Source organism: Luteimonas sp. A537, from assembly GCF_054052065.1.
The window spans coordinates 33300-48713 of sequence record NZ_JBSVRH010000001.1; the positions used below are offsets into that span (position 1 = coordinate 33300).

The window sequence follows — 15414 nt, forward strand, 5'->3', positions numbered from 1 at the left end:
AGCTAATGGTTGCGGCGGGTCAACGGCAGCGGCGGAAGGTGCGGGTGAGCGTGGGGGAATTCCGCGTCACCGGTTCGGCCTCACCAGGCCGCAGTACAGGCCTTCGATCGCGAAGTCCTGATCCGGTGCGACCTCGATCGGTGCGTAGTCCGGATTGCGCGGCAGCAGGCGGATGCGGTCCTTGCCGACCTTCAGCAGCTTGACGGTGATCTCGTCGTCGATGCGGGCGATGACGATCTGGCCCGAGCGCGCGTCGGCGGTGCGGTGCACGCCGATCAAGTCGCCGTCGAAGATGCCCTCGTCCCGCATCGAGTCGCCGCGCACGCGCAGCAGGTAGTCGGGCGCCGGGGAGAAGAAGGCGCGGTCCATCAGGACCATCTGGTCGCTGCCGATGTCGGCGCCGATGGGGACGCCGGCGGCGACCTGGCCGAGGACGGGGAGCTCCAGGAGATCGGCCGCGGCATTCGCAGCTGTGGCTGCTCCCACAAAAGCCGTACCCGCACCAGGTTGGCGCCCTGTGGCAGCGGCTGCAGCCGCGACCTCGTCCCCCGGGAATCCGAGCGATCCCTGCGGGAGCTCCGGTGCCCGCAGCACGCGGATCCCGCGCGCGCGCCCCGGCACCCGCTCGATGGCCCCTGCAGCCTCCAACGCCTCCAGATGGTATTGGGCGGCGCGCACGCTGCTGAAGCCGAAGGCGCGGGCGATCTCGGCCTGCGAGGGCGGCATGCCCTCCTCCGCGATGCGCTCGGCGATCAGGGCGAGGATGGACTGCTGGGTGTCGGTGATATCCATGGTTAGTAGTAATACTACTAACATCCACAGGAATCAACGCCTGTGCGCGCCCTTCCAGATCGAATACACGATCCACACCCCCAAGGCAGCCGCGCCCACGAACCCGGCCACACCCAAGGCCATCAGCCATTGATTGCGGGCACCACCGCCGACGCTGTTCATCACGATCGAGGAGCCGATGATCAGCGCCGCGGTGATCACGCCCATGGTCAGGCGGCTGGCCGCGCGGTCGACCTGGTCGCCGAGGGCCTGCAGCGTGGGAATCTCGATGCGCGCGCCCAGCCGTCCGCCGCGCGCGGCGCGGATCAGCCGGCGCAGGTCGCGCGGCAGCTCCGCGCCGAACTCGAGCATCCCGGCGAGGCCACGACGCCCGCGACGGGCCAGGGCCGCGGGCGCGAACCGGCGCCGCATCACCCGCTCCAGCCACGGCCGAGCCTCGGTCGCCATGTCGAAATCCGGGTCCAGCTGGCGACCGAACCCTTCCAGCGTCAGGAAGGCCTTGATCACCAGCGCGAGATCCGGTGGCAACATCAGGCCGTGGCTGCGCAGCAGGCCGGCGGCATCGGACAGCATCGTGCCCATGCGCAGGTCCTTCAGCGGCACGCCCCGGTAGCGGTCCACCACCGCCGCCGTATCCGCTTCCAGGCGCTCCTCGTCGACCTCGCCGCCAATGCTCCAGTCCAGCAGGATGTCGGCCACCGCCTCGGCGTCCTGCTCGACCATGCCGTGCAGCAGGCGCGCGATCTCGAACCGGCGGCGCTCGCCGAGGTGGCCGACCATGCCGAAGTCGATGATCGCGATGCCGCCGTCGCGCAGGAAGAAGAGGTTGCCGGGATGCGGGTCGGCGTGGAACAGGCCGTCTTCAAGCACCATCTTGAGCACGATGCCGGTGCCCGCCCGCGCCAGCGCGGCACGGTCCAGGCCGGCGGCATCGACCGCAGGGAGATCGCCCGCGGGTATGCCGTCGACGAAGTCCTGGACGTTGAGCCGCTCCGACGTCCACTGCCAGTGCACCCGCGGCACCAGCACGCGCTCGTCGTCGGCGAAATTGGCGGCGATCCGCTCGGCGCTGCGGCACTCGGCGGCGAAGTCGAGCTCGCGCCGCAGCGAGGCCCGGAACTGGCGCACGACCTCGACCGGGCGATAGCGGCGCAGGTCCGGCAGCTGCGACTCGACCACTTCGGCCAGCCGCGCCATCAACCGCATGTCGGCGTCGACCACCTCGACGATCCCCGGGCGGCGCACTTTCAGGATCACCGCCGCGCCATCGTGCAGCCACGCGCGGTGCGCCTGCGCAAGCGAGGCCGCCGCGATCGGTATCGGCTCCACCCGCGCGAAGGCCACCTCGGGCTCGACGCCCAGGTCCTCCACCAGCTGTGGCCGCACCGCCTCCCAGGGCAGCGCCGGGACCGCGTTCTGCAGCAGTCCCAGCTCGGCGATCCACTCCGGCGGCAGCAGGTCCACGCGCGTGGCCAACACCTGGCCCAGCTTGACGAAGGTCGGCCCCAGCTCCTGCAGCGCACTGCGCAGGCGCTGCGCGGGCTTCATTTCCAGCCGCTCCTCGGCGCGCTCCCAGTGCAGCAGCCGCCCGGCGCGCTCGAGTACGCCCGCCATGCCGCTGCGACGCACGAGGTCCCCGAAGCCGTGGCGAACGAAGACGACGGCGATCTCCTGCAGGCGCCCGAGGTCGCGGACACCGGCAAGGGCATCGAGCATGGTCATCGCAGGCGACTCACGGCAGCCGCTCCAGCCCGCGCAGGGCTTCGGCCACGCAGGTGGCGAATCCGGTACCGGACAAGGTCGGTGCAATCGCAATCCATCCGGGAACTATACCGGCGGCACGCGCGGCCAGGCGGCCGCGGGAGATGTCCAGCCATCGGTCCTTCTTGCGTTATCCCAAGCTGAAACGGGCGAAACATCTCCGTCCAGGGAGGAACCGGCGCATCCATGAACGCAATTCGCACTCCAGAGGTCCAGCTGACCGAGGTCAGGCGCATCGATGATGCACTCGCCCTGGAAATCGACCATCTGGCCGCCAACGCGACCGAACCCAATCCTTTCTATGAAAGCTGGTGCCTGCGGCCGGCACTGGAATTCCTGTCCACCGAACCCTTGCAGCTGCTGGCGGTACGCCGCGCCACGAACGAGCTGATCTGCCTGTTGCCACTGGCCTTCCGCCCCCACTTCAAGCGCCTGCCCCAGCGGACGCTGCGCTCCTGGATCCACGAATGCGCCTTCCTGGCCGCGCCATTGCTGCACCGCGAGCATGTACAGGAGGCCATCGACGCCATCCTTGACTGGTTCGCCGACAAGGGGACGACGGCAGGCGTCATGGAGCTGGTCGACATCCGCATGGACGGAGACGTGGCAGCCGCGTTGGACACGGCCATCGCACGACGGCCGCAGCTGCTGTCCCGACGCACGCGCTGGACGCGCGCGATGCATCGTCTGGACGCACCTGACGATCCGGAGCACATGTCTGCGAAACAACGCAGCACGCTTCGCCGCAAGGAGCGCCGACTGGGAGAGGAAGGCGCGCTCAGCTACCGGACGATGTCCGACGGCGACGATCTCGCGACGTGGCTGGAAAATTTCCTGCAGGTGGAGGCCTCCGGCTGGAAAGGCCGCGCAGGGACCGCCTTGGGCGTCGACGAATCACGGCAGGCATTCCTGTTCGCAGCCTGCCAGGCTGCCCACGCGCGCGGCCAACTGCACATGCTGGCGCTGGAACTGGACGGCAGGCCCATCGCGATGAAGTGCAATTTCGTCAGCGGCGCCCACGCCTTCACCTTCAAGATCGCCTACGAGGAGGCGCATGCCCGGCATTCGCCCGGGGTCCTGATCGAGCTGTTCCAGATGCGCAGCATCCGCGACACGCATCCGCAGTTGCAGGCGGTCGATTCCTGCACGGTGGCCGACAACACCATGTTCCCGAACCTGTGGCCTGGCCAATGCGTATTGGGCGACTACGCCATCCTGCACAACACGCTGATCAATCGCCTGGTGCTGAACCAGGGCGAGCGGATGCATCGGATGCTGAAGCGGCGGCTGGTGGCGGCTCGATGAGTACCATCGAAGCGGCCAGCCGGGTGCCGGTCGTGTCGCCCCATTACACCACCCATCCAGGCGACGTCGATCGCGACCGCGACGCGATCCTTGCCATCTGGGGCGACCACTTCGGCCCACTTGCGATGCAGCCGGAAAAGTACGACCACTTCTATCGCGACAGCCCGCACGGCCCGCCGATCATCCAACTGTTGCGCCATCAGCCGAGCGGTGAGCTGGTGGGGGTGATCGGTGCCGGCCCGCGGCCGATGCGCTGGCGCGGGCAGTCTGTCCGCGCCGCCGTGGTCGCCCATTTCGCGGTCACGACGCAGCATCGCTCGCTGGGGCCGGCGCTGGTGTTGCAGCAGGCGCTGATCGAAGCCGCCCGGGGGCAGGTCGACCTGCTGTATGGATTGCCGAGACCCGGCGCGGTCGGGGTAAGTCGACGTGCCGGCTTCAGCGTACTGGGCAAGCTGGTGCGACACGCGAAGGTGCTGCGCCATGGCGACTACCTGCGGCGCAGGCTTCCGGGCATCGTCGCCCAGCCACTCGGCGCCATCGTGGACCTGGCCGGCGTCCTGCGTGACCGCGCGGCCGATGGCCTTGTGCCCGGACTGCACTGGCGCTGGTCCGGATCGAGCGTCCCGGCAATGGATGGACTGTGGCATTCGGGCGCGCGTCCGGACGCACTGACCAGCGTCCGCGACCACGCAGCGGTGCGCTGGCGCTTCGACCTGCCACCTGCCGGACGGGCGCGCTATCTGTTGGTGTCCGACAGCGACGGGCAGCTGCTGGCCTGGTTCGCCTGTGACGCCGAGGACTCACCGGGCGATCCGCTCCAGGTGCTCGATTATTGGTCGGCCGATGCAATGACGGGGCTGTCGCGACCACTCGTCCGGGCCCTGGTCGCTGCCGCGCGCAAGCAGCGTCGACCCGCGATCCACCTGTTGTTGGCAGCCACGGCCGGTGCCATGGCTGGCTGGCGGGCCGAAGGGTTCGTCGCCCGCAGCGAACAGCCGATCATCGGGCTGCACCTCGACGGCGACCTCGCCTTGCCCGACCTGCCGGAACTGCACGTGACGTGGTTCGACCAGGACGGCTGACGATGCTCGTCTTCATCCGAAAACTGATCCGCCAGGTCCGCATCGATGGCGTCTTCGGCGTCTTCGCCAAGATCCCGATCTGGTTGCGGACGCAACGCGAGACCAGGCTGGATCGCAAGTTCGGCATCGCCACCATGGGGCGAATCGAGGCAACCGAATCCGTCGGGAGCGGGCCCCATCCGCAACATCTTGAAAATGCCGTCTTTTACGCCCCGCTGCCGTTCGCCAGGTTCAACCGGCTGATGCGTGCCGCACAACCGTTCAATCCAGCGGAATACACATTCATCGACTATGGCGCCGGCAAGGGGCGTGCGCTTGCACTCGCCACCGACATGGGCTTTCGCCGCGTGATAGGCGTCGAACTGTTCGATTCGCTGTGTGTACAGGCGCGCTTGAATATCGACGCGTTTGCCGCGCGCCAGCCGCGCGCCGCAGAGATCGAATTGCTGTGCATGGATGCCGCCGCCTACCACCCGCCGCCGGGAGACCTGTTCTGCTACTTCTACAATCCGTTCGATGACGTGGTGATTCGCAAAGTACTGGCCAATCTCGAAGCTGCTTGCAGGGCCGCGCCTCGACGCATCGTCATCGCGTATTCGAATCCGCAACACGCGGACGTGTTCGAAGCGACGGGTTTCCTGCGAACGCGGTACCGCAGCGACGTCATGTGTGTCTACGTGGGCGGCGAACCAGGCCTCTTCATGCCGGCCGACGCGGGAAACCCATAGAAAGCGCCAATCGCAGGCGACTCACAGCAGCCGCTCCAGCCCCCGCAGGGCTTCGGCCACGGTCTGCCTGCGGACCGCATCGCGATCACCGGCGAAGACGAAGACTTCCGCCTGCGGATAGCCGCCGCGGCGCTTCCAACCGATCCATACCGTGCCCACGGGCTTGTCCTCGGTGCCGCCGCCCGGCCCGGCGATGCCGGTCACGGCCACCGCCACCGTGGCCCCGGACGTGACAAGCGCGCCGGAAACCATCTCGATCACGGTCTCGCGACTGACCGCGCCGTGCTCTTCCAGGGTCTGCGGACGCACGCCCAGCAGCGCCTGCTTGGCCTCGTAGCTGTATGCGGCCAAGCCGCAGTCGAACCAGGCCGATGAACCGGCGACGTCGGTGACGGTCTTGGCGATCCAGCCGCCGGTGCAGCTTTCCGCGGTCACCAGCATGTCGCGGTCGGCCTGCAGCCGGGTGCCGGTGCGCTCGGCCAGTCGTGCCAGTTCCGCGTCGCCAGGGACATCCATCGTGTTGTTCCGTGCCGAAAGCACGCAGTATCGGGGGTCACGGGGGGCTTGTCGCCCCGGGCCGAAAAAAAGGGCCCGCGCATCCGGAGATGCGCGGGCCCCGGTTGCCACGTGGATCAGTAGCGGACGCGCAGGGTCACGCCGTACATGCGCGGCGCGGCCGGGAACGCGTTGTAGGTGTTGAACGGATTGCCCGGGTCCGGGAACAGCGCCTGCAGCGGACCGTCGAAGCCCACCTGGACGTAGTCGGTGTCGGTGAGGTTGGTGCTCCAGAACTCCAGCATCCAGCGGTTGTCGGCGCGGCCGATGCCGAAGCGCGCATTGACCACCGTGTACGAATCCTGGTGCTTCTCCACGTCCAGGTCCGAACCGGTGTTGTAGTCGCCCATGTACTTCGCGCCGATGTTGAAGCGGCCCATCAGGTTGCTGGAGAAGTCCCATTCGTACGTCGCCGACAGCGAGCCGGACCACTCCGGTGCGAACGGCATCGTCGCGCCGGACAGCTTGTACAACGCGCCGGACGTGCTCGCCGGCGTACCCACCATGAAGTCGGGACCGGGGATGTCGTCGCCGAACTCGGTCTTGGCATACATCAGCCCACCCTGCAGCATCAGGCCCTGCACCGCGCGCGGCTGCCACAGGATCTCGGCGTCGATGCCCGACGAGGTCACTTCCGGGATCGAGCGCACCACGAAGCTCGTACCCAGGAAGCTGTTGAGCTGGAAGTCCTCGTACTCCTGGTGGAACAGCGTGGCGTTCAGCAGCAGCGTGCCCTCGGCCCAGGTGGTCTTGGCGCCAAGCTCGAAGCTGTCGACGAACTCGCCGCCGAACGACGTGTCGTTGACCGGCATGATGCCCGCGCCGCTCGCGGACAGGCCGTCAGCCGACTGCACGCGGTCCAGGTTGAAGCCGCCGCCCTTGTGGCCGCGCGCAACCGAGCCGTAGGTCATGACGTTCTCGTTCCAGCGATAGGCCGCCTTCAGCGTGCCCGACCACTCCTTCTCGTCGAGTTCCTGCATGGTCGAACGGCCGTTGTGCAGCGCGTTGGCCCACGGCAGGCAGGAATAACCGAGGATCTGGTTGGCCGCGCCACCGATGATCTGCGCCTGCAGTTCCGGCGGCAGCAACGCCAGCCCGGGGATGCGCTGGTACAGCGCCCCGCCGACGCGCGCACCCGGGTTGGCCAGCATCGAACTGCAGCCGATGCTGCCGTTGGGATTGCTGTAGATCGAGGACAGCTGCTTTTCCTCGCGCGTGTAGCGGAGGCCCATGGTGAGGTCGAGCGCGTCGTTCACGTGCCAGGTGTTGTTGGTGAAGAACGCCAGGCTCTCCGCATTCTGCTTGTAGCGGTCGTGCGCGCCCAGCCCGGCGAAATTGGTGCCGAAAGGCTGGCCGCTGACCTGCGACAGGAACAGCGCCGGATTGCTCATGTCGACCGGGATGCCCAGCGGCCCCAGCTGCTGCGCCAGCTCACCCAGCACGAGATTGGTGATCAACGAAGAGACATAGGGCTCATAGTGCGCGCCGACGCGATAGCTCTCGGCGCGGTTCAGGTCCTCGTCCGAATAGAACATGCCGACCATCCAGTCGATCCGGTCGGTGGAGCCGGTCAGGCGGAACTCCTGGCTGAAGGTTTCAAAGCCGGTGAACGATTCGTCCTCGTCGGGATTGCGGTACAGGATGTCCGCCGTGCTGAAGTCGTAGTCGAGGCCGTTGACGCTCTCCCACTCGCGCGAAGCGGTGATCGAGGTCAGGGTCGCGCCGCCAAACCAGCCCGGATCCCAGTTGACCTCGGCACTCACGCCGCTGTCCTTGATCTTCTGCGTGGTCGGGCGGTTGCTGTAGGCGACGCGGTCGAAGGGATCGTCACCGGGCGCGGCCACCGCCTGGTGGCCGGCGACGGCGTTGAGCACCAGCGCACTCTGTCCGACCACGGTCTGCACCGCCGTGCAGCAGTTCTCGTCGCGGTTGGTGAAGTCGCCCGACAGCAGGATGTCGAGGTTCTCGGTGGGCTCGAACAGCAGCTTGCCGCGAATCGTGTGGAAGTCCTGGTCGTAGTCTTCGTCGTTGGTGCGCGGGCCGGCGCCCGTTTCCACGTCCATCCAGCCGTCGCGCTTGCGCTTGGCCGCGTAGACGCTGAAGGCCGCCCTGTCGCTGAAGGCATCGTTGTAGCTGCCGGCAACGCCGAACGCACCGTAATTGCCGGCGGTGATCTCGGCCTCGGCGCTCTGGGTATAGCTCGGGCGGCGGGTGACGACGTTGATCACGCCGGCGGAGGTGTTCTTGCCGAACACCGTGCCCTGCGGCCCCTTCAGCACTTCGATGCGCTCGATCTGGCCGAGGTCGCCGAAGCCGACGCTGTTGCGCGGGCGATAGACACCGTCGATGACCACGCCCACCGACGACTCGAGGCCGACGTTGTCGCCCACGGTGCCGATGCCGCGGATGCGCGCGGTGGTGATGGCCTCGTTCTGGGTGCTGGTCACGGTGAGCCCCGGCACCAGGACCTGCAGGTCCTTGATGTCGCGGACGCCGGTGTCCTGGATCAGTTGCTCGTCCAGAACCGTCACCGAGACCGGCACGTCCTGCAGTACCTCCTCGCGCTTCTGCGCGGTGACCGTAATGCCGGCAAGCGTGGTGGGTCGTTCTTCAGCGCCCGGCGGCGCGTCCTGGGCATGCGCCGTGGATACCAGTGCGGGACTTGCAAGGATGGCGATGAGCGCCGTGGCGAGCGCGTGGCGTTGCAGATGGCCTGAGACCATGGGTGTCCCCCTACGATGGATGTTGTTTCGGTCATCGGTGTCGGCGCGGCCGCCGCCATGAAGTGCATGGCGGAACGCACGGGGCCCGTGTGGGGGGACTGGCCCGGTGCTGCGGCTTTCGCAACCTTGTAGCGACGCTAGCACAATTCCGGACGCATGCGTATGTGCGGCCGCGGCGGCCTGCTGCTGCTCCGCTGCGACGGCCATGGGCTCGTGGTGGTACCGGGTCCTGTCGCCAGCGAGACGGCCTTGCCCAGCTACAATCCGGTGCCGGGCGCGTGCCTCGCGCGCCCCTGCCGCCGGACGAATGAAGCTGGACAGAAAGCCCGAACATACGCCGCTCATGAAGCAGTACTTCGCCGCCAAGGCGGAGCACCCCGACGTGCTGCTGTTCTTCCGCATGGGCGACTTCTACGAGCTGTTCCACGATGACGCCCGCAAGGCGGCGAAGCTGCTGGACATCACCCTGACCCAGCGCGGCGCGTCGGGTGGGGCGCCGATCCCGATGGCGGGCGTGCCGCACCATTCCGCCGAAGGCTACCTCGCGCGCCTGGTGGCGCTGGGCGAGTCGGTGGCGATCTGCGAGCAGGTCGGCGATCCCGCGACCAGCAAGGGCCTGGTCGAGCGCAAGGTGGTGCGGGTCGTCACGCCGGGGACGGTCACCGACGAGGCGCTGCTGTCCGAACGCCGCGATACGTTGCTGCTCGCTGTCAGCCGCGGCGGCACGTCGTCCAAGGGCGTCAGCTACGGCCTGGCCTGGGCGGACCTCGCAGGCGGGCGCTTCCTGGCCAACGAGGTCGTCGGCGACGACGCGCTGGAGGCCGAGCTCGCACGCCTTGATCCCGCCGAGCTGCTGCTGCCCGACGAGGAGGGCTGGCCCGCGTTCGCGACCGGCCGCGGCGGCGTTCGCCGGCGCGCGCCCTGGCTGTTCGACGCCGACAGCGGGCGCCGGCAGCTGCTGCAGTTCTTCGGCCTGCACGACCTGGGCGCCTTCGGCATCGAGGACCTGCCGCAGGCCATCGCCGCGGCGGGCGCCCTGCTCGGCTACGTCGAGGAGACGCAGAAGCAGCGCCTCCCGCACCTGACCGCGATCGCGCTGGAATCAAGCGACGGCGCGATCGCGATGAACGCCGCCACCCGTCGCCACCTGGAGCTCGACACGCGCGTGGACGGCGAGCAGAAGCACACCCTGCTCGGCGTGCTCGACAGCACGGTCACGCCGATGGGCGGGCGCCTGCTGCGGCGCTGGCTGCATCGCCCGCTGCGCGACCGCGGGATCATCGGCCAGCGCCAGCATGCGGTCGGTGCGCTGCTCGCCGACGGCGTCGAGCGCGACCTGCGCGAGCGCTTCCGCGCGCTCGGCGACGTCGAACGCATCCTGTCGCGGATCGCGCTGCGGTCCGCGCGCCCGCGCGACCTGTCCACGCTGCGCGATGCGCTGGGCCTGCTGCCCGGGCTGCGCGCGGCGCTCGCGGCCGTGGATTCCCCGCGGCTGCAGGCGCTGGTGGCAAGCCTGGGCGAGCACGAGGCCCAGGCGGCGCTGCTGGCGGACGCGCTGGTCGAGCAGCCGCCGGTCCTCGCCCGCGACGGCGGCGTGTTCGCCGACGGCCACGACGCCGAGCTCGCCGAACTGCGCCGGCTGTCGACCCATGCCGACCAGTTCCTGATCGACCTCGAGGCGCGCGAGCGCGCGGCCAGCGGCATCGCCACGCTCAAGGTCGGCTACAACCGCGTGCACGGCTACTACCTCGAGATCGGCAAGGCGCACGTGGCCAAGGCACCGGCGCACTACACCCGGCGGCAGACCCTGGCCAACGCCGAGCGCTACATCACCGAGGAACTGAAGGGCTTCGAGGACAAGGTGCTGTCGGCGCGCGAACGTGCGCTGGCCCGCGAGCGCCTGCTTTACGAACAGATCCTCGACGAACTCAACCTGCACCTGGAGTCACTCAAGCGCTGCGCCGCGGCGCTCGCCGAACTCGACGTGCTCGCCGGCCTGGCCGAGCGCGCGATGGCGCTGGACTGGTCGCGCCCGGAACTGGTCGATGACGCCTGCCTCGAGATCGAACGCGGCCGCCATCCGGTGGTGGAAGCGGTGCGCGACGAACCCTTCGAGCCCAACGACCTGATGCTTGACGGCAATCCGGATACCAGCGCGCGCCGGATGCTGGTCATCACCGGCCCGAACATGGGCGGCAAGAGCACCTACATGCGCCAGAACGCGCTGATCGTGCTGCTGGCCTTCATCGGCAGCTTCGTGCCGGCGGCGCGCGCGCGCATCGGCCCGATCGACCGCATCCTCACCCGCATCGGCGCCGGCGACGACCTTGCCCGCGGCCAGTCGACCTTCATGGTCGAGATGAGCGAAACCAGCCACATCCTCCACCACGCCACGGAGCATTCGCTGGTGCTGATGGACGAGATCGGGCGCGGCACGTCGACCTATGACGGCCTTGCCCTGGCCGAGGCCTGCGCGCGCCACCTTGCCGCGCACAACCGCTGCTACACGCTGTTCGCCACCCATTACTTCGAGCTGACCGCGCTGGCCACGCCGGGCAGCGGGATCGCCAACGTGCACCTGGACGCGGTCGAGCACGGCGACCGGCTCGTATTCATGCACGCGGTCAAGGATGGTCCGGCCAACCGGAGCTTCGGGCTGCAGGTGGCCGCGCTGGCCGGGCTGCCGAAGCCCGTGCTGCGCCAGGCGCGCGCGCGACTGGCCGAACTCGAGCAGCACGGCCAGCCCGCATCGCCGCCCCTGTCGGCGGAAACGCTCGATTCGCCGCAGCAGTTCGGGCTGTTCGCGCCGTCGTCCGCCGCGCTGGACGCGCTCGCCGGGATCGATCCCGACGAGCTCACGCCGAAGCAGGCGCTGGAAGCGCTGTACCGGCTGAAGACGCTGTCATGAGCCCCGCGCCGGACATCCGCATGCGCGTGGATGCCCTGCTCACGGGCGTGGCCGTGCCGTACACGCGTCCGGGCAGCCGCAGCGGGATCGACAAGCGCCCGCGCAGCGGCCTGGTGCGCATCACCGCCACCGGCCTGGACGGCGATGAGCAGGGCGACCTGCGCGTCCACGGCGGCGTCGACAAGGCCGTGCACCACTACCCTTTCGACCACTACTCGGCGTGGCGCGCGGAGCTTGGGGCGCTGCCGGTGCTGGCCGCGCCAGGGGCATTCGGCGAGAACCTCAGCGGCCAGGGCTTCGAGGAGGGCACGGTCTGCATCGGCGACCGGTTCACACTGGGCAGCGCGGTGCTCGAGGTCAGCCAGGGGCGGCAGCCGTGCTGGAAGCTCAACGACCGCTTCGGCGTACCGGACATGGCGCGCCGCGTACAGGACAGCGGCCGCACGGGCTGGTACTACCGCGTGCCGCAGCCGGGAGCGGCGGAGGCTGGCGACACCCTGCGCCTGCTTGAGCGCCCGTGGCCGGACTGGTCGCTGCAGCGCCTCAACCGCCTGCTGTTCGATCGGGTGCTCGACCCGTTGGCGCTGGAACCGGTGCTGGAGCTGCCGCTGGTGCCATCGTGGCGCAGGCTGGTCGAGCGTCGCCTGCAACTGCACGCCATCGAGCACTGGGGGCCGCGCATCGATGGACCCGACCCCGGACAGCCACCATCGCGCAAGTCCTGATCCGGCACGCCTGGCGCGCCGTTGCGCCATCGAAACGACGTAGCATCGGGGATCCGACACCGAGGATACGAACATGGCCAATCTCACCGACGATCTTCTTTCACAGCTCCAGGGCGCGCCTGCACAGCAGGTTGCACAGCAGCTGGGTGTCGCACCGGCGCAGGCGTCCGACGCGATCCGCGCGGCGCTGCCGCTCCTGATGGGCGCACTCGGCAAGAATGCCAGCCAGCCGCAGGGCGCGCAGGCGCTGTACGGCGCGCTGCAGAAGGACCATGCCGGCCTGGACCTGGCCGGCGTGATGGGCGCAGTGCTGGGCGGAGGCAGCAGCGCCGGTGCGGGCGCCAGCCAGGGCGGCGCGATCCTTGGCCACATCTTCGGCGGCAACCAGCCGCGTGCCGAAGCCGGCGTGGCGCAGGCCACCGGGCTGGGCCAGGGCCAGGCCGGGCAGCTGATGAAGATCCTGGCGCCGATCGTGATGGCCTACCTCGCCAAACAGATGTTCCAGCAGCGCCAATCCGGGGCCAGCGGTGACGGCGCCGACGCGCTGAGCGGCATCCTCGGCCAGGAACAGCGCGCCATTCGCGAACAGCGCGGCGCAGGCGGCCTGCTCGGTGCGGTGCTCGACCAGGACGGCGATGGCCAGCTCGGCATCGGCGACCTGATGAAGATCGGCGGCGGGCTGTTCGGCAAGAAGTGATCCGCGGCAATAGCCATGGGCTATCAATCAATGGCGTTGAATCGATTTCATATTCCAATCATCCGGCCTTAGAGTCAGGGCCGACCACCACGGCATTGGGAGCCAGCGCATGAACAAGCCCTCCGACGACGGGAAGAAATGCCCCGTCACCCATCTCACCACCGATTTCGGCGCCCCGGTTCCGGACAACCAGAACAGTCTCACCGCCGGCCCGCGCGGCCCGCTGCTGTCGCAGGACGTCTGGCTGCACGAGAAGCTGGGCAATTTCGTGCGCGAAGTGATTCCGGAGCGGCGCATGCACGCCAAGGGCTCCGGCGCCTTCGGCACCTTCACCGTCACCCATGACATCAGCAGGTACACCCGGGCGAAGATCTTCGAGGCCGTCGGCAAGACGACCGAGATGTTCGCCCGCTTCACCACCGTCGCCGGCGAGCGTGGCGCGGCGGACGCCGAGCGCGACATTCGCGGCTTCGCGCTGAAGTTCTACACCGAGGAAGGCAACTGGGACATGGTGGGCAACAACACCCCCGTGTTCTTCATCCGCGATCCGCGCAAGTTCCCGGACCTCAACAAGGTGGTGAAGCGCGACCCGCGCACCAACCTGCGTTCGGCCACCAACAACTGGGACTGGTGGACGCTGCTGCCCGAGGCGCTGCACCAGGTCACGATCGTCATGAGCGACCGCGGCATCCCCGCCACCTATCGCCACATGCACGGCTTCGGCTCGCATACCTACAGCTTCTGGAACGAGGCCGGCGAGCGCTTCTGGGTGAAGTTCCACTTCCGCACGCAGCAGGGCATCAAGAACCTGAGCGATGCCGAGGCCGCGGACATCATCGGCAATGACCGCGAGAGCCACCAGCGCGACCTGTACGACGCGATCGAGCGCGGCGAATTCCCGAAATGGACGCTGTACATCCAGGTCATGCCGGAAGCCGAGGCGGAGAAGGTGCCCTACCACCCCTTCGACCTGACCAAGGTCTGGCCCAAGGGTGACTACCCGCTGATCGAGGTCGGCGAGTTCGAGCTCAACAGGAATCCGGAGAACTTCTTCGCCGACGTCGAGCAGAGCGCCTTCGCGCCCAGCAACCTGGTGCCCGGCATCAGCGCGTCGCCGGACAAGATGCTGCAGTCGCGCCTGTTCAACTACGCCGACGCGCAGCGCTATCGGCTGGGCACCAACTACCAGCAGATCCCGGTCAACGCCGCGCGCTGCCCGGTCAACAGCAATCATCGTGACGGCATCGGCCGGGTCGACGGCAACTACGGCAGCCGGCTGCACTACGAGCCCAACAGCTTCAACCAGTGGCAGGAGCAGCCGCAGTTCCGCGAGCCGCCGCTGCAGATCACCGGCGACGCCGACTGGTGGGACTTCCGCGACGACGACGCCAATTACTACAAGCAGCCCGGCGACCTGTTCCGGCTGATGACGCCGGACAAGCAGCAGCTGCTGTTCGACAACACCGCCCGTGCGATGGGCGATGCGCCGGACTTCATCAAGCAGCGCCACGTCGACAACTGCACGAAGGCTGATCCTGCCTACGGCGCGGGCGTGGAGGCGGCATTGCGCAAGCTTGGCGCGTTTGCCGGCACCACCTCGCCCAACAGCCTGGGTGAGCAGGAGCCGCGCTCGGAGAGCTGATCTCCCGTTCCGACGCAGCCGAACGAAGGCCGCGGCTCCCTTGGGGCCGCGGCCTTTTCCATGTCAGCTGGCGTCAATGTCGCCCAGGGCACGGATCAGGCGGCGCGCACGCTTGTCGGGGCGGTGCTCCGGCGCGCGATAGCCGTCATGCGCCGCGCGCCGGGCCAATGCGGCCTCTTCGCGCGCCTGACGGGAGGCGTCGGACTCGCGGTAAAGGAGGCGCGCGACCGGTGCCGGGCCGCGGTCGTCCGACAGGGCAAGCACCTCGACGTCGAACACGTCCTCGCCACGTGCCACCCGCAGCGCGTCCCCCACCCGCACCGCACGCGAGGGCTTCGGCCGCTGGCCGCCGACCTCGACCTTGCCGTTGTCCACGGCCTGCTTCGCCAGCGTGCGCGTCCGGAAGAAGCGCGCAGCCCACAGCCAGATATCGATGCGTACGCCGGCCGTCGCAGCGGGCGCGTGGTCCTGTGCAGTCATGCCCTGATTCTAACGC

Annotated in this window: 12 protein-coding genes; 7 read left to right on the forward strand and 5 right to left on the reverse strand. The window is 68.6% G+C overall.

The window, feature by feature from the left end; genetic code table 11:
- Nucleotides 1–66: 66 nt before the first annotated feature.
- Entirely contained in the window at nucleotides 67–792 is a 726-nt protein-coding gene (lexA, locus tag ACW7GZ_RS00145) for a transcriptional repressor LexA (RefSeq protein ID WP_457001975.1), read from the reverse strand.
- A 33-nt stretch (nucleotides 793–825) separates the two neighbouring features.
- Nucleotides 826–2508: a 2-polyprenylphenol 6-hydroxylase gene (ubiB, locus tag ACW7GZ_RS00150; protein WP_457007942.1), complete on the reverse strand. Its 1683-nt coding sequence runs from the start codon at nucleotides 2506–2508 to the stop codon at nucleotides 826–828.
- A 231-nt stretch (nucleotides 2509–2739) separates the two neighbouring features.
- Between ubiB and ACW7GZ_RS00155 the strand changes: the two genes are divergently transcribed.
- From ACW7GZ_RS00155 to ACW7GZ_RS00165, 3 genes are read left to right on the forward strand one after another with little or no spacing between them, the layout of a single operon-like run.
- A complete protein-coding gene (locus tag ACW7GZ_RS00155; protein WP_457007215.1) occupies nucleotides 2740–3858 on the forward strand; it encodes a GNAT family N-acetyltransferase in 1119 nt (372 codons plus the stop codon).
- Complete coding sequence (locus tag ACW7GZ_RS00160; RefSeq protein WP_457007216.1) at nucleotides 3855–4940, forward strand: hypothetical protein; 1086 nt, start codon at nucleotides 3855–3857, stop codon at nucleotides 4938–4940. The genes ACW7GZ_RS00155 and ACW7GZ_RS00160 overlap by 4 nt, the downstream gene beginning before the upstream one ends.
- A 2-nt stretch (nucleotides 4941–4942) precedes the next feature.
- Nucleotides 4943–5668 carry a hypothetical protein gene (locus tag ACW7GZ_RS00165; RefSeq protein ID WP_457001970.1) on the forward strand — a complete coding sequence of 242 codons (726 nt, stop codon included), beginning with the start codon at nucleotides 4943–4945 and terminating at the stop codon, nucleotides 5666–5668.
- 21 nt (nucleotides 5669–5689) lie between these two features.
- Here ACW7GZ_RS00165 and ACW7GZ_RS00170 read toward each other — a convergent pair whose 3' ends face one another.
- Nucleotides 5690–6184: a CinA family protein gene (locus ACW7GZ_RS00170; RefSeq protein ID WP_457001968.1), complete on the reverse strand. Its 495-nt coding sequence runs from the start codon at nucleotides 6182–6184 to the stop codon at nucleotides 5690–5692.
- Between the two features lie 116 nt (nucleotides 6185–6300).
- Entirely contained in the window at nucleotides 6301–8946 is a 2646-nt protein-coding gene (locus tag ACW7GZ_RS00175) for a TonB-dependent receptor (protein WP_457001966.1), read from the reverse strand.
- A gap of 307 nt (nucleotides 8947–9253) precedes the next feature.
- Here ACW7GZ_RS00175 and mutS point away from each other — a divergent pair, with 307 nt between their 5' ends.
- From mutS to ACW7GZ_RS00195, 4 genes are all read left to right on the forward strand, one after another.
- On the forward strand, nucleotides 9254–11854 hold the full coding sequence (gene mutS, locus ACW7GZ_RS00180) for a DNA mismatch repair protein MutS (RefSeq protein ID WP_457007218.1): 2601 nt from the start codon (nucleotides 9254–9256) through the stop codon (nucleotides 11852–11854).
- A complete protein-coding gene (locus ACW7GZ_RS00185; RefSeq protein ID WP_457007220.1) occupies nucleotides 11851–12579 on the forward strand; it encodes an MOSC domain-containing protein in 729 nt (242 codons plus the stop codon). The genes mutS and ACW7GZ_RS00185 overlap by 4 nt, the downstream gene beginning before the upstream one ends.
- Before the next feature lie 73 nt (nucleotides 12580–12652).
- Nucleotides 12653–13276, forward strand: a complete 624-nt coding sequence (locus tag ACW7GZ_RS00190) for a DUF937 domain-containing protein (RefSeq protein ID WP_457007222.1) — start codon at nucleotides 12653–12655, stop codon at nucleotides 13274–13276.
- A 109-nt stretch (nucleotides 13277–13385) separates the two neighbouring features.
- Nucleotides 13386–14918 (forward strand): catalase, encoded by a 1533-nt coding sequence (locus ACW7GZ_RS00195; protein WP_457007224.1) that lies wholly within the window; start codon nucleotides 13386–13388, stop codon nucleotides 14916–14918.
- A gap of 63 nt (nucleotides 14919–14981) precedes the next feature.
- On the opposite strand, the gene ACW7GZ_RS00200 is transcribed toward ACW7GZ_RS00195, so the two are convergent.
- A complete protein-coding gene (locus ACW7GZ_RS00200; RefSeq protein ID WP_457001956.1) occupies nucleotides 14982–15398 on the reverse strand; it encodes an RNA-binding S4 domain-containing protein in 417 nt (138 codons plus the stop codon).
- Nucleotides 15399–15414 lie beyond the last annotated feature (16 nt).

Excerpts from the sequence above, each read along its gene's own strand:
- lexA (WP_457001975.1), bottom strand. The coding sequence starts at position 792 with ATGGATATCACCGACACCCAGCAGTCCATCCTCGCCCTGATCGCCGAG.
- ubiB (WP_457007942.1), bottom strand. The coding sequence starts at position 2,508 with ATGCTCGATGCCCTTGCCGGTGTCCGCGACCTCGGGCGCCTGCAGGAG.
- ACW7GZ_RS00155 (WP_457007215.1), top strand. The coding sequence starts at position 2,740 with ATGAACGCAATTCGCACTCCAGAGGTCCAGCTGACCGAGGTCAGGCGC.
- ACW7GZ_RS00160 (WP_457007216.1), top strand. The coding sequence starts at position 3,855 with ATGAGTACCATCGAAGCGGCCAGCCGGGTGCCGGTCGTGTCGCCCCAT.
- ACW7GZ_RS00165 (WP_457001970.1), top strand. The coding sequence starts at position 4,943 with ATGCTCGTCTTCATCCGAAAACTGATCCGCCAGGTCCGCATCGATGGC.
- ACW7GZ_RS00170 (WP_457001968.1), bottom strand. The coding sequence starts at position 6,184 with ATGGATGTCCCTGGCGACGCGGAACTGGCACGACTGGCCGAGCGCACC.
- ACW7GZ_RS00175 (WP_457001966.1), bottom strand. The coding sequence starts at position 8,946 with ATGGTCTCAGGCCATCTGCAACGCCACGCGCTCGCCACGGCGCTCATC.
- mutS (WP_457007218.1), top strand. The coding sequence starts at position 9,254 with ATGAAGCTGGACAGAAAGCCCGAACATACGCCGCTCATGAAGCAGTAC.
- ACW7GZ_RS00185 (WP_457007220.1), top strand. The coding sequence starts at position 11,851 with ATGAGCCCCGCGCCGGACATCCGCATGCGCGTGGATGCCCTGCTCACG.
- ACW7GZ_RS00190 (WP_457007222.1), top strand. The coding sequence starts at position 12,653 with ATGGCCAATCTCACCGACGATCTTCTTTCACAGCTCCAGGGCGCGCCT.
- ACW7GZ_RS00195 (WP_457007224.1), top strand. The coding sequence starts at position 13,386 with ATGAACAAGCCCTCCGACGACGGGAAGAAATGCCCCGTCACCCATCTC.
- ACW7GZ_RS00200 (WP_457001956.1), bottom strand. The coding sequence starts at position 15,398 with ATGACTGCACAGGACCACGCGCCCGCTGCGACGGCCGGCGTACGCATC.